General features: G+C 36.3%; 16 protein-coding genes and 2 tRNA genes. 9 read left to right on the forward strand and 9 right to left on the reverse strand.

Annotation, left to right across the window (positions count from 1 at the left end):
- Positions 1-96 precede the first annotated feature (96 nt).
- The 3 genes from mutS (at position 97) to ACN5J7_RS02085 (ending at position 2,993) form a co-directional block, all read left to right on the forward strand.
- Positions 97-2,709: a DNA mismatch repair protein MutS gene (gene mutS / locus ACN5J7_RS02075; protein ID WP_418602451.1), complete on the forward strand. Its 2,613-nt coding sequence runs from the start codon at positions 97-99 to the stop codon at positions 2,707-2,709.
- A 98-nt stretch (positions 2,710-2,807) separates the two neighbouring features.
- Positions 2,808-2,879: transfer RNA gene (locus tag ACN5J7_RS02080), tRNA-Gly, on the forward strand.
- A 30-nt stretch (positions 2,880-2,909) separates the two neighbouring features.
- Positions 2,910-2,993, forward strand: a tRNA-Leu gene (locus tag ACN5J7_RS02085).
- Between the two features lie 107 nt (positions 2,994-3,100).
- Here ACN5J7_RS02085 and ACN5J7_RS02090 read toward each other — a convergent pair.
- The gene (locus tag ACN5J7_RS02090) at positions 3,101-3,388 is read right to left on the reverse strand and encodes a hypothetical protein (RefSeq protein ID WP_311937396.1); all 288 of its coding nucleotides are present in this window, start codon (positions 3,386-3,388) and stop codon (positions 3,101-3,103) included.
- Between the two features lie 126 nt (positions 3,389-3,514).
- Positions 3,515-4,777 carry a 3-deoxy-D-manno-octulosonic acid transferase gene (locus ACN5J7_RS02095; RefSeq protein ID WP_418602452.1) on the reverse strand — a complete coding sequence of 421 codons (1,263 nt, stop codon included), beginning with the start codon at positions 4,775-4,777 and terminating at the stop codon, positions 3,515-3,517.
- Positions 4,778-4,910: 133 nt separating this feature from the next.
- Here ACN5J7_RS02095 and ACN5J7_RS02100 point away from each other — a divergent pair, with 133 nt between their 5' ends.
- The gene (locus tag ACN5J7_RS02100; RefSeq protein ID WP_418602453.1) at positions 4,911-6,044 is read left to right on the forward strand and encodes a DegT/DnrJ/EryC1/StrS family aminotransferase; all 1,134 of its coding nucleotides are present in this window, start codon (positions 4,911-4,913) and stop codon (positions 6,042-6,044) included.
- The gene (gene galE / locus ACN5J7_RS02105) at positions 6,037-7,059 is read left to right on the forward strand and encodes a UDP-glucose 4-epimerase GalE (protein WP_418602454.1); all 1,023 of its coding nucleotides are present in this window, start codon (positions 6,037-6,039) and stop codon (positions 7,057-7,059) included. The genes ACN5J7_RS02100 and galE overlap by 8 nt, the downstream gene beginning before the upstream one ends.
- Here the strand turns inward: galE and ACN5J7_RS02110 are convergent.
- The gene (locus ACN5J7_RS02110) at positions 7,056-8,171 is read right to left on the reverse strand and encodes a sensor histidine kinase (protein WP_418602455.1); all 1,116 of its coding nucleotides are present in this window, start codon (positions 8,169-8,171) and stop codon (positions 7,056-7,058) included. The genes galE and ACN5J7_RS02110 overlap by 4 nt on opposite strands.
- A 20-nt stretch (positions 8,172-8,191) precedes the next feature.
- Positions 8,192-8,974 carry a LytR/AlgR family response regulator transcription factor gene (locus tag ACN5J7_RS02115; RefSeq protein WP_418602456.1) on the reverse strand — a complete coding sequence of 261 codons (783 nt, stop codon included), beginning with the start codon at positions 8,972-8,974 and terminating at the stop codon, positions 8,192-8,194.
- A gap of 552 nt (positions 8,975-9,526) precedes the next feature.
- On the opposite strand from ACN5J7_RS02115, the gene ACN5J7_RS02120 reads away from it, so the two are divergent.
- From ACN5J7_RS02120 to ACN5J7_RS02130, 3 genes are read left to right on the forward strand one after another with little or no spacing between them, the layout of a single operon-like run.
- Complete coding sequence (locus ACN5J7_RS02120) at positions 9,527-12,724, forward strand: SusC/RagA family TonB-linked outer membrane protein (RefSeq protein ID WP_418602457.1); 3,198 nt, start codon at positions 9,527-9,529, stop codon at positions 12,722-12,724.
- A gap of 10 nt (positions 12,725-12,734) precedes the next feature.
- On the forward strand, positions 12,735-14,429 hold the full coding sequence (locus ACN5J7_RS02125) for a SusD/RagB family nutrient-binding outer membrane lipoprotein (RefSeq protein WP_311937411.1): 1,695 nt from the start codon (positions 12,735-12,737) through the stop codon (positions 14,427-14,429).
- Between the two features lie 11 nt (positions 14,430-14,440).
- Positions 14,441-15,334 carry a hypothetical protein gene (locus tag ACN5J7_RS02130; protein WP_418602459.1) on the forward strand — a complete coding sequence of 298 codons (894 nt, stop codon included), beginning with the start codon at positions 14,441-14,443 and terminating at the stop codon, positions 15,332-15,334.
- A gap of 130 nt (positions 15,335-15,464) precedes the next feature.
- Here the strand turns inward: ACN5J7_RS02130 and lspA are convergent, their stop codons facing one another.
- From lspA to ACN5J7_RS02155, 5 genes are all read right to left on the reverse strand, one after another.
- The gene (gene lspA, locus ACN5J7_RS02135; protein ID WP_311937415.1) at positions 15,465-15,956 is read right to left on the reverse strand and encodes a signal peptidase II; all 492 of its coding nucleotides are present in this window, start codon (positions 15,954-15,956) and stop codon (positions 15,465-15,467) included.
- On the reverse strand, positions 15,957-16,850 hold the full coding sequence (fabD, locus tag ACN5J7_RS02140) for an ACP S-malonyltransferase (RefSeq protein WP_418602462.1): 894 nt from the start codon (positions 16,848-16,850) through the stop codon (positions 15,957-15,959). It lies immediately after the preceding gene.
- 213 nt (positions 16,851-17,063) lie between these two features.
- On the reverse strand, positions 17,064-18,620 hold the full coding sequence (locus ACN5J7_RS02145) for an NAD(P)/FAD-dependent oxidoreductase (RefSeq protein ID WP_418602464.1): 1,557 nt from the start codon (positions 18,618-18,620) through the stop codon (positions 17,064-17,066).
- Positions 18,621-18,805: 185 nt separating this feature from the next.
- Positions 18,806-19,585 (reverse strand): hypothetical protein, encoded by a 780-nt coding sequence (locus tag ACN5J7_RS02150; RefSeq protein WP_311937423.1) that lies wholly within the window; start codon positions 19,583-19,585, stop codon positions 18,806-18,808.
- A 114-nt stretch (positions 19,586-19,699) separates the two neighbouring features.
- The gene (locus ACN5J7_RS02155; RefSeq protein WP_418602466.1) at positions 19,700-20,614 is read right to left on the reverse strand and encodes a dihydrofolate reductase; all 915 of its coding nucleotides are present in this window, start codon (positions 20,612-20,614) and stop codon (positions 19,700-19,702) included.
- 336 nt (positions 20,615-20,950) lie between these two features.
- Here ACN5J7_RS02155 and ACN5J7_RS02160 point away from each other — a divergent pair, with 336 nt between their 5' ends.
- Complete coding sequence (locus ACN5J7_RS02160) at positions 20,951-21,244, forward strand: isoamylase early set domain-containing protein (protein WP_311937426.1); 294 nt, start codon at positions 20,951-20,953, stop codon at positions 21,242-21,244.
- Positions 21,245-21,269: the final 25 nt, after the last annotated feature.

Genomic DNA, 21,269 nt, shown 5'->3' on the forward strand with positions numbered 1-21,269 from the left:
ATTTTGTTAATAATTGTAGATAACTTCTAGCGTTTCGGCTTAAAAAAACATCAATAATTAATTACATTAGCAAACTTACTTAAAAACAAAATTCCGTTGGCAAAAAAATCAAAAAAAGAAACACCGTTAATGAAACAGTACAACGCCATTAAGGCCAAGTATCCTGATGCTTTGTTGTTGTTTCGTGTTGGCGATTTTTATGAAACCTTTGGAAGTGATGCCGTAAAAACGGCGGGTATTTTAGGTATTATTTTAACCAAACGCGGTGCAGGTAGCGAAAGCGAAATTGAGTTGGCCGGTTTTCCGCACCACTCGTTAAACACGTATTTGCCTAAGTTGGTAAAAGCGGGCGAGCGGGTTGCTATTTGCGATCAGCTTGAAGACCCAAAGCAAACCAAAACCATTGTAAAACGTGGTGTTACCGAATTGGTTACGCCTGGTGTGGCTTTAAACGATGAGGTCTTAATATCGAAATCCAACAACTTTTTATGTTCGGTGTATTTTGAAAAAAAATATATTGGCATTTCGTTTTTGGATATTTCAACAGGCGAATTTTTAACCTCGCAAGGCAATGCGGAATATATCGATAAGTTACTTCAAAATTTCAGCCCGAGCGAAGTGTTGGTGTCCAAACAAAAGCGCACTCTTTTTAACGACACCTTTGGCGACGATTTTCATACCTTTTATTTAGAGGATTGGGTCTATCAAACCGATTATGCCTACGAAACCCTAACCAAACATTTCAACACAAAAACGCTTAAAGGCTTCGGTATTGAAGATTTGTACGAAGGCATTATTGCATCAGGTTCTATTTTGCATTATTTGGGCGAAACGCAACATAATAAATTGCAGCACATTACTTCAATTTCTAGAATAGCGGAAGATGATTATGTGTGGATGGACAAATTCACCATCCGGAATTTAGAGCTTTATCACTCTACAAATAACAATGCCGTAACGCTATTAAATGTGATTGATAAAACCATTTCGCCCATGGGCGGCAGGTTGTTAAAACGCTGGTTGGCATTGCCTTTGAAACATGTTGAAAAAATAAAACAGCGACACGAAGTGGTTAGTTTTTTGACCAAAGACAAATCAACGCTTCAAAAAATTCAGAATCACATCAAGCATATTGGCGATTTAGAACGTTTAATTTCTAAGGTGGCCACAGAAAAAGTAAATCCGCGCGAGGTTATTCAGCTTAAAAATTCTTTAGAAGCTATTGTGCCCATAAAGGCGTTGGCTTCAAATTGTGATAACGAATCGCTTAAAATTATTGGCGATAAATTACAAGGTTGCGATGTGCTTCGTGAGAAAATAAAGGAAACTTTAAATGAAGAAGCACCCGTTAATGTTTTAAAAGGAAATAGTATTGCTGTTGGATTTTCTTCGGAATTGGACGAGTTAAGGGCGTTGTCAAAATCCAGAAAAAATTATTTGGATGCTATGTTGGAGCGCGAGAGTGAGCGCACGGGCATTACATCGCTTAAAATAGCCTCGAATAACGTGTTCGGGTATTATATTGAAGTCCGTAACACGCACAAAGATAAAGTGCCGGAAGAGTGGATACGAAAGCAGACTTTGGTTAATGCCGAACGGTATATAACCGAAGAGCTTAAAGAGTACGAAGCCAAAATTTTAGGTGCTGAAGAACGCATTTTAGCCATTGAGCAGCAGTTGTTTTCAGAATTGGTAATTTGGTTAAATCAGTATATAAAACCCGTACAGCAAAATGCTTATTTAATTGGGCAAATAGACTGTTTATGTGGGTTTTCGCAATTGGCAAAAGAGAATAAATACAGTTATCCCACTATTGACGATTCGTTTGATTTGGATATAAAGGATGGGAGGCATCCCGTTATCGAAAAGCAATTGCCCATTGGCGAAAACTATATTGCAAACAATGTGTTTTTAGATAGAACAACACAGCAAATCATTATGATTACTGGACCTAATATGTCTGGTAAATCGGCTATTTTACGTCAAACCGCACTCATTGTTTTATTGGCGCAAATAGGAAGTTTCGTGCCGGCCAAAACCGCTCGAATTGGATTGGTGGATAAAATTTTCACAAGGGTTGGTGCCAGCGATAATATCTCGATGGGAGAATCTACGTTTATGGTAGAAATGAACGAAACGGCTTCAATATTGAATAATATTTCCGACAGAAGTTTGGTGCTTTTAGATGAAATTGGAAGAGGTACAAGTACCTATGACGGTATTTCGATTGCTTGGGCAATTAGTGAGTATTTACACGAGCATCCTGCAAAACCCAAGACCCTGTTTGCCACACATTATCACGAGTTAAATGAAATGAGCGAGACTTTTTCGCGCATAAAAAACTTTAATGTGTCTGTAAAAGAATTAAAAGACAATGTGCTTTTTTTACGAAAATTGGTTGAAGGTGGAAGCGCGCACAGTTTTGGTATTCACGTTGCAAAAATGGCGGGCATGCCACAGCAGGTTTTGCATCGTGCGAACAAAATATTAAAAAAACTAGAGCAATCGCACTCAAGTGAAGAACTCACCGATAAAGTAAAATCGTTAAACGACGAGATGCAGTTAAGCTTCTTTAATTTAGACGATCCATTGTTGGAGAATATAAAAGAAGAAATTCTACACATTGATATTGATACACTTACACCTGTTGAAGCGCTAATGAAATTGAACGAAATTAAGCGGATGTTGGTGAAGAAAAAACAAGCGTAAAAATAATTTTATAATTTCTCTAAAAAGGCTTTGGAATTCCTAGAAATATTTTAAATTTGCATCCGCAATAGCGATATTGCTCGTTCATTATAATTACTGCGAAAGTAGCTCAGGGGTAGAGCATCACCTTGCCAAGGTGGGGGTCGCGGGTTCAAATCCCGTCTTTCGCTCTGAAAACTTTCTTAAAACATACCAAAGTTGCTGAAGTGGTGGAATTGGTAGACACGTTGGACTTAAAATCCAATGTCCATTAGGACGTACGGGTTCAAGTCCCGTCTTCAGTACAGATGAAAAGCCGAAACATTCGTTTCGGCTTTTTTTGTTTTATGTATTTAACTTTTAAGCATAAAAAAACCACCTAAAAGGTGGTTCTTTAAACTTTAGACGTTTTTTAATTTCCGCCGGTAGCTTCTTTTACTTTTTGTGTTGCACTTTCAGCAGCCTTGTCTACAGCTTCGCCAGCAGCGTCAGCAGCCTCATCTATTGCTTCACCAGCATCATCACCGGCTTCTTCTATAGCGTCACCTGCATCATCAACAGCGTCTTCAATGGCATCAGCAGCTTCTTCTACAGCTTCTTCTGTAGCTTCTACAGCCTCTTCTATTGAATCTTCTGCCTTTTTGGTGTCTCTACAAGATGTAAATGATAAGCCTAATACTAGCAATAAAGCAGTGCTCAAAAATAATTTTTTCATTGGTTTTTGTTTTAGTGTTAATTTTTAAAATCTAGATTACGAATTTAATAACTTATTGTTAAAACCTATTAAGATTGTGTTAATTTTTTAACATTTGATATTAAAATCATTCTATATACGCAGATAATCGAGGATTTGGATGACAGCGCCTTTGTTTTTTTTAATGTAATCTAAATTCTTACTACCCGAATCCAGTCTTTTGTCCTCGTTTTCAACAAGTTCATTTAATATGGTATTGAATTCTTTTTGATTGGAAATAGAAAACATCCCGCCAATATCAATCATAGATTTAGCCTCAGGAAATTTAACGTGATTATTCCCAATAATAATAGGAACACCAAAAACGGCGGGCTCTAAGGTGTTGTGCAAGCCCGTGTTTCCCATGGCGCCACCAACGTAAGCTATATCGGCGTAATGGTATATTTTAGTTAGCAAGCCTATGGTGTCAATAATAAACACCTGTGCTTGCGAGAAGTCCTTTTCATTTTTTTCGCTAAATAAAACGGTTTCGGTATGTAATTTTTCTTTTAAGTTTTTTATTTGGGCATTATTAATATTATGAGGCGCCAATATAAATTTTACACCCTTTGCGGTTTCATTATTAATGTAATCTACAAATAAATTTTCGTCCGGTAACCAACTGCTTCCAGCTACAACGCATAAGTTGTTGCCCTTAAAATCTTCGATAAAATCTAACCGATTGTTTTGGTTTAATTGACTGTAAACACGATCGAAACGGGTGTCGCCAGAAACGGTAACACGATTGTAGTTTATGGACTCCAACAATGTTTTTGAAGCTTTGTTTTGAGTAAAAATATGTTCGAAAGTAAATAAAGCATCCCGCAGTGTTTTGCCGTAAAATTTAAAAAACGATTGATTTTCCCTAAATGCGGCCGAAATTAAAACAGCGCGTAATTGCCGTTGTTTTAATTCATTTAAAAAATTGGGCCAAATATCATATTTAACAAAAATGGTAAGTTCGGGGTTTACCATATTTAAAAAGGTTTTGGCATTCCTTTTTGTATCTATTGGCAAATAAACAACAACATCGGCAATGGGTGAATTTTTACGAATTTGGTACCCAGAAGGCGAAAAAAAAGTGAGCACGATTTTATGTGTTTTGTAATGCTCGCGTAAGGCTTTAAAAACAGGAAGACCTTGTTCGTATTCGCCCAAAGAGGCACAATGGAACCAAAGCGTTTTGTCGGTTTTGTTAAGGTTATTTTTTAGAATGTTGAAAGTTTCAGAGCGTCCTTTAACGCCTAATGCAATTTTTTTGTTAAATGGCGCAACACATTTTAAGCCCAATTGTGCCAAATAAATTAATAAATTATAAATTAAACCCAATTTTATTTCTTTAATGCTAAAATACATTTCTTTAAAATAAATACGTTGGTTAACGCTTATGAATTTTGTAATTTCGCTACATTAAAGCTATTAAAAAGTGTATTCATTAAAATAATGTTCATTTATTTTCTTAGTATAAATGAACTATAAAATTTTTTAGATGAAGAAAATTCAAATGGTAGACCTTAAAGGTCAGTACAATCAAATAAAAGATGTTGTAAACCCAGCAATTCAGGAGGTTATTGACACCACCTCATTTATAAACGGGCCTAAAGTTCATGAGTTTCAAAAGAATTTAGAGCAGTATCTCAATGTAAAACATGTTATTCCCTGTGCCAATGGTACCGATGCGTTGCAAATTGCCATGATGGGATTAGGCTTAAAGCCAGGTGATGAGGTTATTACGGCCGACTTTACTTTTGCAGCGACTGTAGAGGTTATCGCCTTGCTAAATTTAACCCCGGTTTTAGTAGATGTTAATCCGGATGATTTCAATATAAATATTGAAGCCATTAAAAAAGCCATCACACCAAAAACAAAGGCCATAGTTCCTGTGCATTTGTTTGGGCAGTGTGCTGATATGGAAGCTATCATGGAGATTGCAAAATCCCATAATTTATTTGTTATTGAAGATAACGCGCAAGCCATTGGTGCCACATATACCTATAAAGACGGAACAAAAGCCAAAGCCGGAACTATTGCCCACGTGGGCTCTACCTCGTTTTTTCCATCAAAAAACCTAGGTTGTTATGGCGATGGTGGTGCCATTTTTACAAACGATGATGATTTAGCGCACACGATTAGAGGTATTGTAAATCACGGGATGTACGAGCGTTACCATCACGATGTTGTTGGAGTGAATTCCAGATTAGATAGTATTCAAGCGGCTGTTTTAGATGCAAAATTACCGTATTTAGATGATTATTGCGATAGACGAAGAGAGGCCGCCAACAAATACGATGCGGCATTTAAAAATATAAATAACGTTGAAATTCCTTTTAGAACGGGGAGTGATGATAATCACGTGTTCCATCAATACACCTTAAAGGTAAAAGGTGTAGATAGAGATGCTTTGGTAAAGCACTTAAACGCACACGACATACCGTGTGGAGTGTATTATCCAATTCCGCTTCACAGGCAAAAGGCTTATGCTGATACGCGTTATAACGAAGCAGATTTTACTGTTACCAATCAATTGGTTAAAGATGTTATTTCGTTACCCATGCACACGGAATTGGATGACGAACAAATCGAATATATCACATCAACTCTTATAAATTTTATAAATGGATAAAATATTAGTTACAGGCGGTTTAGGTTTTATTGGCTCGCATACGGTTGTAGAATTACAAAACGAAGGCTACGAGGTTGTTATTATTGATGATTTGTCGAATTCTTCTGAAAATGTTTTAGATGGTATTTCCGCTATTACGGGAAAAACTCCAATTTTTGAAAAACTGGATTTAAAGGATAGACCGAAAGTAGAACACTTCTTTGCAAAGCATAACGACATAAAAGGGGTGATTCATTTTGCGGCAAGTAAAGCGGTTGGCGAAAGTGTGCAAGAACCATTGTTGTATTACGAAAACAACATTTCTACGCTGGTGTATATTTTAAAAGAGTTGAAAAAATTACCTTCGGCGTCATTTATTTTCAGTTCTTCTTGTACGGTTTACGGTCAAGCCGATGAATTGCCAATAACCGAAAATGCGCCAGTAAAACAAGCGGAATCGCCATACGGTAACACCAAACAAATAGGTGAGGAAATTATAAGCGATACCTGTAAAGTAACCCCAAGCTTAAAAGCGATTGCATTACGCTATTTTAATCCGGTTGGTTCGCACGAATCGGCAAAAATAGGGGAATTGCCTATAGGCGTACCACAAAATTTGGTGCCATTTATTACCCAAACAGCTATTGGTATTCGTGAGCAGTTATCCGTTTTTGGTGACGATTATCCAACGCCAGACGGGACGTGTATCCGCGATTACATTCATGTAGTCGATTTAGCCAAAGCACATGTTGTGGCGCTTAATCGCTTATTGCAAAATAAAAACAAAGCAAATTACGAAACCTTTAATTTAGGAACAGGAAAAGGCAGCTCTGTTTTGGAAGTGGTTAAAGCCTTCGAAAAAGTTTCGGGAGAAAAGCTAAATTATAAAATTGTTGGCAGACGAGAAGGCGATATTATTTCGGCCTATGCCGATACCACCAAGGCCAATAACGAGTTAGGTTGGAAAACGGAATTAACCCTTGATGATGCCATGCGTTCTGCTTGGAAATGGGAGCAAAAAGTTAGAAAGGGTTAAAATTCTTTTTCAATTTTAGATATCGATAATTTTATAGGGAAGCTTACCTTGGTAACCACTTTACCAGATTCGTTATAAATTTTGAACTTATAATTGTTGCCATATAAGGAGGCCAATCGTTCTTTAATGTTTTTAAGTCCCGTACCTTTTTTTAGCAAAGCGGGAAGTTTCTCTTTTAACGCTTTTCCATCATTTTGAACTTTAATAATAAGCTTTTCGTTTTTTTTATAAATATCGATTATAATTTCCAATGAAATAAATTCCGTGCCGTAACCGTGTTTGGTGGAATTCTCGACAATGGGCTGAATGAGCATGTTGGGCACCAAAACATTTTCCAAACCCGCTTCGATATTGAGATGAATATTAAGTTGGTCCGAAAAGCGCGTTTTTTTAATGTGGATGTATTTTTTAAGTATTTTCAGTTCTTCTTGCAGTTCAATTAAATTCTCATCTTTTTTATCCAATACATTTCTTAAAAGATCACTTAAATCGACAACCATGGTTTTAGACTTTTCAATATTTATATCCATTAAGGAATGAATCCCGTTTAACGTGTTGAATAGAAAATGCGGATGCATTTGAGATTGAAGAAATTTTAAATGCGATTTTGAAAGTTGCTCTTGAAGCTTTATGGTTTGTATTTTGCTTTCTTCAACTTTTTTCAAATAGTAATACATATAGATTAGCGCCACTAAGGATATGTAGATTAAAAAATGTAAATCCACCAGTCTTATAAAAGTTATACAAAGCTCTTCAAAAGAAAAGTTAACTTCATCCGAAGGGTTTCTGAGCATATCAATGCACCACGAAATACCAATGGTAAATGCGCCTATAAAAAACGAAAAAAATAAATGTATAAAAGCAATTAAAATGAGCTTTGTTTTTTTACTCATTAAATACTTTGTGGTAATGGCTATAAAAACCATAAAGATTATAATTAGGCACCAGTCTAAAACATTGTTAAAAACAAATTCTCCCCAATCTGTTTTTCTTTTGATTAAGATTCGTAAATAGGCGTTTTTTGAAGAATAAATAATAATAAATAGCAAATAGACAAACGATAGAATGGCTATAAGTTTAAAGTCTAAATACTTTTTTAATTTTTTTATCATAAAGAATGTTCTCGAATTAATTAAAACCCCATTTTTTTCTGAAACTCCTTTTTGTAAGATTTACTTATTCTAAAGAGTTTTTCGTCCTGCATTTTCACATCAATCTCACCGTAATTGGAGTATAAAACCTCTTTGATTAACGAGGTGTTAATAATGGTTGACCTGTGAATTCTAGTAAATTTGAATGATTTTAATTGATGTAGCAACGAGCTTAAGGATTCTCGTAAAAGATATTTTTTTTGTTCGGTAAAAATCTCTGCATAATAACCAGAGGCTTGAATGTATTTTATGTCATTTTTTTCGATAAACGATATTTTACCATTAGCTTTAATAGCTAGTTTAGAGTTTTTAGTTTCAAAAAAATCGGTATTGGGGTTTTCAATATACTGTAGTAAGTTGTTTATTTTTTTGTTTAACCCGTCTGATTTGTTTGAAGAAAACATATCAATCACTTTATTGGTGGATTGAAAAAAACGTTCGTCCTTAAAAGGTTTCAATAAATAATCAAAGGCAAAAAAATCGAAAGCCTTTAAGGCAAATTCATCAAAAGCGGTTATAAAAATTATTAGAGGCATTGCGGATTCGTCAATCTGTTTAAGGATGTCAAAACCCGTCATGTCGGTTATCTGAATATCCAAAAAAATAAGATCAGGTTTTTTGTCGTGTATTGCTTTTATGGCCTCTTTTCCAGAGCTGCATTCTTCAATTAATTCAATGTCTTTAATATCATTCAATAAATTAGAAACCCTTTTTCTAGCTAAGAATTCATCATCTATTATTATGGCCTTAATTGGAGCAATCATTATTAAATTATTAATTAAGTATTCGAAACTAGTATAAAAAATCAACTTTTTAAGTTGCTGCAAATCTTTTTACAGCATAAAAACGGGCATTCAAATCAACTTGAAATTCATACAATGCAAAAAACAGGCATTTTAAATCAATTTATTATAATTTTACCTCAATGGCATTTACCAAGCTTTTTGTTATTAAAATGATTCAATTTAGCTGTAATTACGCGTTTTTATTGGCGTATCTAAGTTAATATATATTTGGTAAGTCTGCGTTAACAAAGTGTTAATCCGCTTAGCCTACTAAATAAGTAGCTTAAATCATTTTGTGCATACTTCAAATCAAACTTGCCTTAAAAAGCCAATTAAACTACTTCTTTTACTATTGCAATTGTAAAAGGTAAGGCAGTTTTAGAGCTTTGCTTTAATAAAAAAATTCGGGGTTTCTCTAAACTTTGATTTCATTTCGTAGAGTATGATTTTTTTGAATTAGTCTTTTAAAAAATTTCTTTGCTGTCTTCCTTTTCTACAATCTGCACAGACTAACTCATAAAATATAAACAAATGAAAAAAAAGTTTAGTGGATTACTAACGTTATTACTGGCGTTTGTTGTGCAATTATCTTTTGCACAAGAAAAAACAGTGTCTGGTACCATATCAGATAGTTCTGGTTTACCGCTTCCAGGGGCAACTGTTTTAATTAAAGGAACGACATCAGGCACCTCTTCTGATTTTGATGGTAATTATTCAACTAAAGTTAACCAAGGTGCTACACTTGTAATTAGTTTTATTGGCTATACGGCTAAAGAGGTAGTTGTAGGAGAATCAAGTACCATTAATGTGCAGCTTGTTGATGATGCCACATCCCTGGAAGAAGTTGTAGTTACTGCTTTTGGTATTAAACGTAATGCCAAGGATTTAGGTTACTCGGTAAGTCAGGTTGAATCAGAAGAAATTCTTGAAAACTCAGAACCCGATTTATTGCGCTCGTTATCTGGGAAAGTTGCAGGTGTAAATGTTAATTTTTCTAATGGTGTTGCCGGAGCTTCAAACCAAATAAGTATTCGAGGGCAAACGACTATAGGGGGTGCAAGTCAGCCTTTATTTATTGTAGATGGTATTGCTTATGACAATTCTCAGGTAACAACATCTAGCCAAACTACGGGCGGTGGTGCTTACGAGTCTGGTATTTCTAGTTTAGACCCCAATAGTATTGAATCTGTATCAGTATTAAAAAGTGCAGCGGCGGCAGCCTTATATGGTTCAAGAGCAACCAATGGCGTTATTGTTATTACTACCAAATCTGGAGCTTCTAAATCGGGAAGTACTAATAATAAGCTAAGTATCAATGTAAGTAGTGGTACTTATTTTGAAGAAATAGCCAACCTACCGGAGTACCAAAATAAATACGGGCAGGGTACACAGTTTAATTTTAATGCAGGCTCCAATGGCTCATGGGGTCCAGCTTTTGATACTTTGGAAACCATTCCCGTGTGGAATAGTTGGGTAACCGCTTTCCCGGATGTGTATGGTCCCGGTTTAATTGAAACACTGCCTTATGTGGCACAGCCAAACAATGTTAAGGATTTGTTTAAAACAGGTATTGTTTTAGATAATTCAATTACAGCATCTTCAAGAAACGAAAACGGTAGTTTTAGTGTTACATTGTCCGATTTGGAACAACAAGGTTACATCCCTTTTAATACTTACGACAGAACTTCTTTTTCAGCTGGAGGAAACTTTAAGCTTCCAAACAATATTACGGTTGGAGGTTCTTTAAGTTATTCTGATACCCAGCAAGTAGGAGGCTTTTTTGGGAATAATCAATTTGCTGGATCTTCGGCTTCTTTTGCAAGAACATTGTGGTTAGGGCGTACTTGGGATTTGTCCATTCCCTATACCAATCCACTCACTGGTGGGTCTGTAATTCCAAACACAGGTTGGGATCACCCGTTATGGTCTTGGGAGAACGATCAGGTAACGACAAACACAAATAGAGTTGTTACGAATTTAAGTATTGGCGTACCCATTGACGATCATATTTCAGCATCGTTTAAAGTAGGTTACAATAAATATGACTTGGATAGAAAGGAAATTAGACATCCGCAATCCATAGCTTCAGCTTTAACAGGAGGAACAATTACTTTAGACTCTGCAACTATCGAAGATATTGAATCTACATTCCTATTGAATTTTGATTATACGCTCACAGATGATTTGGACATATCGGTTATTACAGGATTTAATACGTATCAGAATTCATTTACTCGAGATGTGAATTTAGGAACAACTTTTATTTCACCGGGAATATATACATTGGCAAATACAGTAACGGTTTCGAATCAAAACAGTTTATTTCTGCCTACCAGTGTTGGGTTTTTAAGAAAACGTAACGTAGGCGTATTTGCAGATCTAACATTATCTTACAAAGATTTTTTATTTTTAAACGGAACAGGTAGAAACGATTGGTCTTCTTCCTTACCAATAGATAATCGGTCTTACTTTTATTCTTCGGCAAGTTTATCCTTAATTGTTACCGAGGCCTTCAAATTAAATAGCAACGTGCTAACATTTGCAAAGCTTAGAGGCGGTTGGGCATCGGTTGGTAACGATGCAGGTGCTGAATTTTTAAGCACCACATTTGCCTTAGGAATACCTTTTGCATCCATTCCTGTTATCGGAAATAGAACAGGTTTGGGAGACCAATCCATTACGCCGGAATTTACAGATGAAATTGAAATTGGCGCGGATTTAGAGTTTTTTAAAAGACGCATTGCGATTGATTTTACTTGGTATAAAAAAACCACAACCGATTTAATTTCACCTGTTTCTGTTCCAAGGTCCAGTGGTTTTACATCATTTAATACCAATATAGGAGAAATGACTAACACCGGTGTAGAAATTGGTTTAACATTAGTACCTATTCAAACCGAAAATTTTAAATGGGACATATTTACCACATTCACAAAAAACACCAACGAGGTTACCGAGTTGGTTGAAGGTCTTGAAAGAATTAGGCTAGACGGAAACCAGATAGCTTATGCTATTAAAGGGCAGCCGTTCGGCGTGTTTTTTGGCACCAAACACCAAAGGGATGATGAGGGTAATTATATTATCGATCAATCTACAGGATGGATATTCCAAGACCCAGTGAGTGATATAATTGGCGATCCAACACCAGATTTTAAAATGGGCTTTATCAATACGTTTAAGTATAAAAACTGGTCTTTCCGAGCTCAATTTGATTGGAGGGAAGGAGGCGATATTCAGTCTGTCAGTATAGGCTCACTTTTAGGACGAGGGGTTACCAAAGATACAGAAGATAGAGAACGCACTCACATTATACCAGGGTTTTACGGCGATGTGAATGGAAATTATACATTGGATAATAATGGTAATCGAATCCCAAATACAACACAGCTTGATACAAACGACTTGTATTTTACGGGTGGAGGACCCAGCAATACATGGGGCATAAATTCTACCGATCAAGGAACAGTGTACGACGGTACCGTGTACCGTTTAAGAGAATTAAATTTAACCTACGATGTGCCATCAAAGTGGTTAGAAAAAACACCTTTCGGTAAAATGTCTTTAAGTGCCTTTGGAAATAACTTATGGTATTTTGCACCAAATGTTCCAAGATACACCAATTACGATCCAGAAATAACATCTTTCGGTTCGAGCAGAATTCAAGGTATTGAAAACTCTTCAGCGCCAACGTCTAAACGTTATGGATTTAAAATTAACCTAACTTTTTAAATAACAAAAAATGAAAAATATAAAATTTAAAAGGTATCATATTTTACCAATATTTATCGTCGTTATATCGCTTTTTGGATGTGACAACTATTTAGATGTAGATACAGATACAGATAACCCAACTGTTGCTCCAATGAATCAGTTATTGCCCAATATAGAAATTACAACCGCATTACTGGCCGATTGGAACAACTTTAGTGGCGAAGTCTTAGGGACGCAAACCCATCAGGGGGTTTCAAGAAGCAGCCAAGATCAATACGGTACCCAAGCCAATAACATCCCTTTAAATAACGATTGGAATAATGTGTATTTAGCATTAACAGATTTGGAAACATTGATCTCTCAAGCAGAGACAGATGGCGCTACGGTTTACAAAGGCATTGGGCAATTGCTTAAGGCGTATATGATGTCTGTGGCGGTCGATTTGTGGGGCGATGTCCCATATTCTGAGGCCACATTGTTAATACAAGGCGTTGTGAGTCCGGTTTTTGACGATTCAGAAACTATATATCAAGATATTTTTAATTTAATTGATGAAGCCAAAGTAAATTTGAATAACCCCAGTGGTTTGCTTCCAGCGGCAGATGACTTTTATTATGCCGGTTCCACAAGTAAGTGGATTAAGTTTGCCAATACGTTTAAATTGAAATTACTTAATCAAATCCGATTGTCATCATCACCATTGTTTAGTCAATCTGCTTTAGATGCATTGGTGGCTGAAAATAACTTCTTTGCATCAAATGCAGATGATTTTCAATTCATACATACAGCCACGGTTTCACCACAAGACGAACGTAACCAATTATTTCAAGCCGCTTACGGCGGTGCTCAGGTAGATCATTACGTAAGCCCATGGTTTTATGAGATTTTAATGGGAATGAATCCTAATATCCATACAGGAAACCAAGACCCTAGAATACCCTATTATTGGGCAAATCAATTGCAGCCTGGGCAATTTCCCAGAGACCAAGCAGATCCTATTTCTGGCGATCCCCGAGCAGATTATTGGGATTCCTCTACAGGATTTTTCACCATACGTTTTGGTAGTGTTGGCCCATGGCGAGATGGTGCCGTAGCCAACGATGCTACATTTCCGGGTATTTTCCCATGTGGTGGAAGATATGACGACGGGCAAGGTTTTGCAAGAACCGTTGCGAGTGGAACTGGAGTGGCACCAAGAAGAATATTAACTTATGATGAGTTTTTGTATATCCAAGCTGAACTTATGCATGTAGGTTTAATCACTGGAGATGCTGCAGCAAAATTAACTCAAGCCATAACGGCAAGCTTTGCTAAGGTAGATCAGGTTGTAGCAGGAACAGGCACAACCCAAACCGTGCCAGTGCTATCGGGTTCAACGGCCGTTACAGATTTTATTGCAAATATTGAAGCAGAATTTACGGCAGCAAGCGCAGAAAAACAAATGGAAATTATCATGACCCAAAAATGGGTGGCAACTTATGGCGACCAAATGGATCAATATAATGATTACAGAAGAACAGGCTACCCTGTTTTGGCAGATCCAAATGGCACAAACGAGTATCAGTTAGACAATGGCGATGCATATCCTTTACTAGATACTGATACCACATTGAATAACCCATATAATAGAACATTTTTCTGGCCAGAAAACGAGTTAAACCTTAATCAGAATGCTCCAGAACAAAAAACTATAGCGACTTATAGAGTGTTTTGGGACAATTAAAACATATAAAAATGAAACATATAAAAATTTTATTACTTGTAATTGTAGCCACTTTTTTTAGTTTTTCTTGTGAAAAAGATGGCGGAGATTCTGCACTTGTTTTAGAAGCAGGAGCAGTAGCTAATTTTACAAAAGATGCGAATGCCGATCAAATATTTGATTTAACAAAGGTGCTTAATGGTACGCCTTTAAACATGAGTTTTAATGCTTCTGTTTCACAAGGGCTGCCCGCATCGGCAGATATTATTGCAACTTACGCGACGTTAGCCGGTCCTGTTTATAACAGCACCTTATTTAGCAATGTCACTTTACCGGGAGATTTCTCATTATCGACCAATGATATTTACGCTGCTTTTACAGAATTAAACAACATTGATGATTTTCAACTTGGAGACGTTTTAACAATTTCTACACGGTTTACTATGCCAGATGGTCGGGTTTTAAGTTTGTTAAATAACGATGGGACTGATAATACAGGAACTACACTAAGCAATTCTAAATTAGTCACTATCAAAATAAGTTATCCTGTGTCTTGTCCTACCATGTTGGAAGGGAATTATATCAGTACCGTTATATCGTCAAACCTTCCTATTCCTGGTAATTTTAGAAGTCCGCAGCCCGTTACAATTACGCAGCCTGCAGCTGGAACTTATAATTTGAGTGACGGAACTGCAGATATCTTTGGACCCGATTTCCCTATCGGTTTAGAATTTACCGACGTTTGTGGCGTAATAACTGTTACAGAGAAGTCTTTAAGTTTTCCTGGGCAAGTTGATTTTGCACAAGGTCCAGGAACTAACTTAGACCCAGACACTGGAATAATTACACTTGATTTAACCTATACGGCAACATCGTGTTGTGGATTGGCAGGAATTCAATTTACATTGGAACTAAAACCAAATTAAGCCGGTAACTAACTCAATAAAGTAATTACTTTTATCAATTTATATTAAAACGAATTGGGATTAATTTAAAAGACTGTCTTTTTAAAGACAGTCTTTTTTTATAAAATTTTGAAGTATTTAAAAAGTGAAATTACGAGGTTTTCTTTTTTCTAAAAGTAACTATCACCAAAATAATCATACCTGTGGTAACCGATAAATCTGCCATATTAAAAATACCGGTTCTAAATACACCACCTAAATCGATATGCCAAAAATCGGTAACAGAACCGTAAACAATTCTGTCGTAAACATTGGCAATACCGCCACCAATAATGCTTGCAAAAGCAAAAAGCGACCAATTATCCAATGCTTTTTCTTTAAAAATATAACGCAATACCAAAGCCAAAACAACAATTGGTAGAATTAGTAACAGAATGATTCTAAGTGTATCATTTAATTCGCTGCCCATGCCTAAAAAGGCACCTTTGTTCTCTACATTGTGCAAAGTGAAATAATCGCCAATAATTTCAGATTGGCTACCGGCAACGACTTGCGCTCTAACCCAAATTTTTGAAATTTGATCAAGAGCAATAGTGATAATAATTACAGAAAATATAAAAATGGAGCGTCGAGATAATTTCATTTAGCTATTACTTTCAAAAGTTGCAGAAGCGGTTTCAGCTTCTCTATTAATTTTCTTTACCAAACCTTGTAAAACTTTACCTGGACCAACTTCAGTAAATAAAGTGGCTCCGTCGGCTATCATTTGCTGTACAGATTGTGTCCAACGTACAGGTGCTGTTAATTGGGATATTAAATTTGCTTTTATGTCGTTTTCATTAATAACCGCATGTGCCGTCACGTTTTGATAAATCGGGCAATTGGGTTTGCTAAAAGTCGTGTTTTCAATAGCCGCCGCCAGTTCTTCGCGAGCTGGTTCCATTAAAGGCGAATGGAAAGCACCACCAACAGGCAATACTAAAGCGCGTCGTGCACCCGCTTCTAATAAAGCTTCACAGGCTTTATTGACAGCTTCAACTTCACCCGAAATTACCAATTGCCCCGGGCAGTTGTAGTTTGCCGCCACCACAATACCTTCGGTTGAAGCACAGATTTTTTCAACAATTTCGTCTTCTAAACCTAAAACCGCAGCCATGGTGCTTGGTTGAATTTCACAGGCTTTTTGCATGGCCAAAGCGCGTTGCGACACTAACCTTAGGCCGTCTTCAAAATTTAAAGTTCCGTTGGCAACCAATGCTGAAAATTCCCCTAAAGAATGCCCCGCAACCATATCCGGTTTAAAACTAGCGCCTAAAGTTTTGGCTAAAATTACCGAGTGTAAAAATATGGCGGGTTGGGTTACTTTGGTTTCTTTAAGCGCTTCGGCAGTACCTTCAAACATGGTGTCGGTAATGTTAAAGCCTAAAATATCATTGGCTTGTTCAAATAACTCTTGAGCTAAAGGCGAATTTTCATAAAGGTCTAAACCCATGCCTGAGAATTGTGCACCTTGTCCTGGAAATATATATGCGTTCATATTAGTTAGTTTTTAGTGCTGCAAAAATAGGAATAAATCTTTTAAACAAAAGGAGTTACTTTGCTTTTAGAAAAACATACAAAAATAATTATTTGGGCGTTACCCCAACCCTTCGACTCCGCTCAGGGCAAGAGGGGTCGGGCTTTCACTACTCGCTTCCTCCTGCGTCGGCGAGCTCAAACATGTCGTTCAATCCCTAACGCAGAACCCAAGTTACAATCCAACAACTGCAGCTTCAGCACAACGTTCACCATCCATAGCAGCCGAAACAATACCACCAGCATATCCGCCGCCTTCGCCACAGGGAAATAAGCCTTCAATTTCTATGTGCTCTAAATTGTCTTTTCTTGGGATATTAACAGGCGATGAGGTTCGGGATTCCACACCCACAATATTGGCTTCTTCGGTGTAATAGCCTTTCATTTTTGGTCCGAAAGCTTCAAAGCCTTTTCGCAATCTGCTTCCAATTAATTTTGGCAATAAAGAATGCAGAGGTGCCGAGTTAAGCCCGGGCTGATACGATGTGTCATTTAACGTAATCGACAAGCGACCTTCAACAAAATCGGTTAAACGTTGTGCCGGAGCAACCTGACTTCTTCCGCCGGCTGTAAAAGCTAATTTCTCTAAATTCTTTTGATATTCCAACCCTTTTAAAACCCCAAATTGCTCGTATTTCCGTAAATCTTGTTCGGCATTTATTTCAACGACAATACCCGAATTGGCATACAGATTATTTCGTTTTGAAGGCGACATCCCATTAACAACAACCTCGCCATTGGCGGTGGCCGCAGGCACTATAAAACCGCCTGGGCACATACAAAACGAATAGACTCCGCGCTCGTTTACTTGCTGCACCAATCCGTATGAAGCCGCAGGAAGCAACTCGTGGCGTTCGCCAGAGCAATGGTATTGAATACGGTCAATAATATGCTGTGGATGCTCCACCCGAACACCCATAGCGAAAGATTTTGCCTTTAAAGCAATCTCCTTTTTATGAAGTAAATAATAAATGTCGCGAGCGGAATGGCCGGTTGCCAAAATAACGCGATTAGCCATCATTTCGTTACCGTTTTGCAATTGAATGGCTTGTATTTTGTTGTTTTTTATTGTAAAATCGACCACACGTGTTTCAAAATGAATCTCGCCACCATAGTTTAAAATGGTTTCCCGAATATTCTGGACCACTTTGGGTAATTTGTTGGTACCAATATGCGGATGCGCATCGACTAAAATTTGGTTGGTTGCGCCATGAAAAACGAGGTTTTCAAAAATGCGACGCACATCGCCACGTTTTAAGCTTCGGGTGTATAATTTACCATCGCTATACGTGCCTGCACCACCTTCGCCAAAACAATAATTGGAATCTTCGTTTACAAAATGATCTTGATTTATGGCTTTTAAATCCCTGCGGCGGTCTTGCACATTTTTTCCGCGCTCTAAAACAATGGGTTTAAAACCGAGTTCTATACAGCGCAAGGCGGCGTACATGCCAGCGGGACCAAACCCAATAATATGAATGGGTTTGGCTTTAGAAACGTCTTTATAATTAAAGGTGTATTCTGAGTTTTTTGGTACAGGCTCTTTAATATAAACCGCAACTTTATAATTGAAAAAGATTTTAGGTTTACGGGCGTCAATCGATTTTCTAAGAATTTTTACACCCGTAATATCACTTTTATCGATATCGAGTTTTAGTGCGGACTTAAATACTAAAATATCGGGTTGTTCTTCTTCTTTAAGTGTAATACGAAGTTGGGTTTCTTTTACCATGTTGCGAAATTACGGAAAATAGAAAAAGGTAATGGGAATAAATTATTGAAGGTTCGTTTACCGTGTTTGTGTATGGTTAGTAACCTGTTTTAAGCACTTAAAAATAAACTGAATAGAAAATCCGCGAGGATTTTCGTAAGCAGGCGAGAACAAGCAATAAATTTATACGGTGTTATGCCCTTTTTTTATTCACATTCAACTTTTATTTTATTTATCGGAATTTCGTGTTCTATTAAATTCATAATTAGCTGTAAAGATTTCAAACACTCAAAATCGTCATCTATAGAAAGCATTAGTCTTAATAGTCCATAATATTCAACATTTTTATAGTCAACCTTAAAAGAATCTAAATGAACTTTTTTCTTTGTAGGTATAATTCTAAAACTCTTATTTATTTTGTCAAATCCAAAAGAAAGACCAGAGTTAAATTCCCAAAGGTCTGTTCTGTTTTTTGAATCCGTAATGTAAAACTCATCCTCTAATATTTTGGTTTTTCCTTCTATTGAACGAATAAAAAGTTCTGCAATATCTATTGATTCTTGAACTTCTTCTTTTGAAGGTAAATTATAGTAGTGTTCTAATTTATTTCTAAGAGTTCTAGCTTTTGCAACAATGTATGCAGGTGCTAAATTTAAAGCTTGTATTAGTTTTAATTTATAAGGTAAATCTATGTTAAATTCCATTAAGGAAACAATTTCTTCACTTTGTTTCGGAATGTCCTGAAAATCAATCCCTAAAACACTAAGTGTTTCGTCAATTTGACAGTCAATTGCTCTTTTAGCGTTTGTAAGTGAATTGATTAGACCTTGACTGTTATTGGAATGAAAATCTAATTTAGAGAATCTGAGAAAATCTTTAGGCGATATTTCAAATTTAGAGTGTTCACTTCCGCTACCACTACCTGGCATAAATACAAGATTTGTTAAGTCTAGTTTTGTTACCTTTAATGATTCTTTTAGGTTCATTGCTCTAATTGGGCATAATGGCTAGCAGATAAGCGTCGTTATTTAATGCCATTTAACGCCTTATATCTGACGGCAAACGAATTTATCTATTTTTTCTGACAAAGTCAAGTTTGATTATCTTCTCTCATACGTTAAAAACGAAAACTCATGCTCGTGGTTTGCATCTTTTGTATGAAAGGTATTGGCGGTTTCTTTCCAAACCGATGTATCAATTTTCGGGAAATACGTATCGGCTTCAAAACTTTCGTGTACACGTGTTAACTCAATTTTATCGGCTAAAGCCATGGCCTGTTTGTAGATTTCGCCACCGCCAATTACAAAAGGTTGGGAATCGTTTTTTACGGCATCTATGGCATCTTCCAAAGAATTTACCAGAATAACATCGTTGGGAACTTTGTAGTCTTGTTGCCTAGAAATAACCACGTGCGTTCGGTTAGGCAATGGTTTTGGAAAACTCTCAAAGGTTTTGCGGCCCATAATTATATGATGCCCATTGGTTAAGGTTTTAAAGCGTTTTAAATCGTCGCTTAAATGCCAAATGAGTTTATTGCCTTTTCCAATGGCGTCATTTTCCGCGGCAGCGACAATTATGGTCAATTCAGATTTTTTATTTTTAACGCTTAAAGATTCGTTGTAAACCTCGCTTTCAGCAATATGAGGAGCTTCTTTTTTTAGTTCGGTTTTTATTTTTTCTATTCTATTTTGTTGCAGTGTTACCAATTTTTCCAATTGATTTCGCTCCCAATCTTTTCCCATAAATTTATGGGTAACAAACACGTTAAAAACATGATAGAGCAAAAAGAAAAGCCACAATAAAATGGCAAATAAAAACCATTCTTTGCCAAACAAAGTAAAATCTTTGCCAATGCCCAAAACGGTATTTGCAGCAATTAGAAACACCGCGCCAATTAAAAAGATAACAAAGTGGACGTATAAGCGTTTTTTTTGTTTAATGCGTTTTTGAGCATTTTCAATAAGCTCTAATTGGTCTGCATCAATTTGTGGTTTTGGCTTTTTTTTTCCGAACATATCAACAATATAATTGCTTGTAAAGTTAAAACTTTTTGTAATACCAAATGTAATTTTAAGCGTATTTGGTGAATTGGTATCAAAAAGACAATGGTGCTTTGAAAACTAAAACGATTTAGTTATAAATGCTATAAAATTTAGTCGGAAAAATAGCAAGGTTTCTTTGCCATTTTAGTAATTTTTAAGTTAAAAACTGCTATTTCGTTAATTTATTATTCAGGCGGATTGATAAAATCATAATTATTTGACTTAAAGCGTTTTAAACAATCGTAAATATGGAATTGTTTTATAAATTTGCGGCTTAAAACAGAACCTAAACTAAAAAAAAATAAAATCATGGCTATTACAAAACAGTATTTAAAAAGTAAACCAATATGTAAAGTTACTTTTACGGTACCAGCAGAAGAAGCTAAAAAAGTATCAGTAGTTGGAAGTTTTAACAATTGGGACGAGAAAGCAAATTCGTTAAAAAAATTAAAGAACGGTACATTTAAAGGGACATTAAACTTAGAGAAAGATAATTCGTATGAGTTTAGATATCTTATTGACGGTACTTATGTTAATGATGAGCAAGCGGATGCTTATAAAAGCAACGAATTCGCATCGGAAAATGGTGTATTAACGCTATAGTTAAAACCGAAAAAATTTAAACTAA

The sequence above is a fragment of the Hwangdonia sp. genome (genome assembly GCF_048381975.1).
Taxonomy (GTDB): domain Bacteria; phylum Bacteroidota; class Bacteroidia; order Flavobacteriales; family Flavobacteriaceae; genus Hwangdonia; species Hwangdonia seohaensis.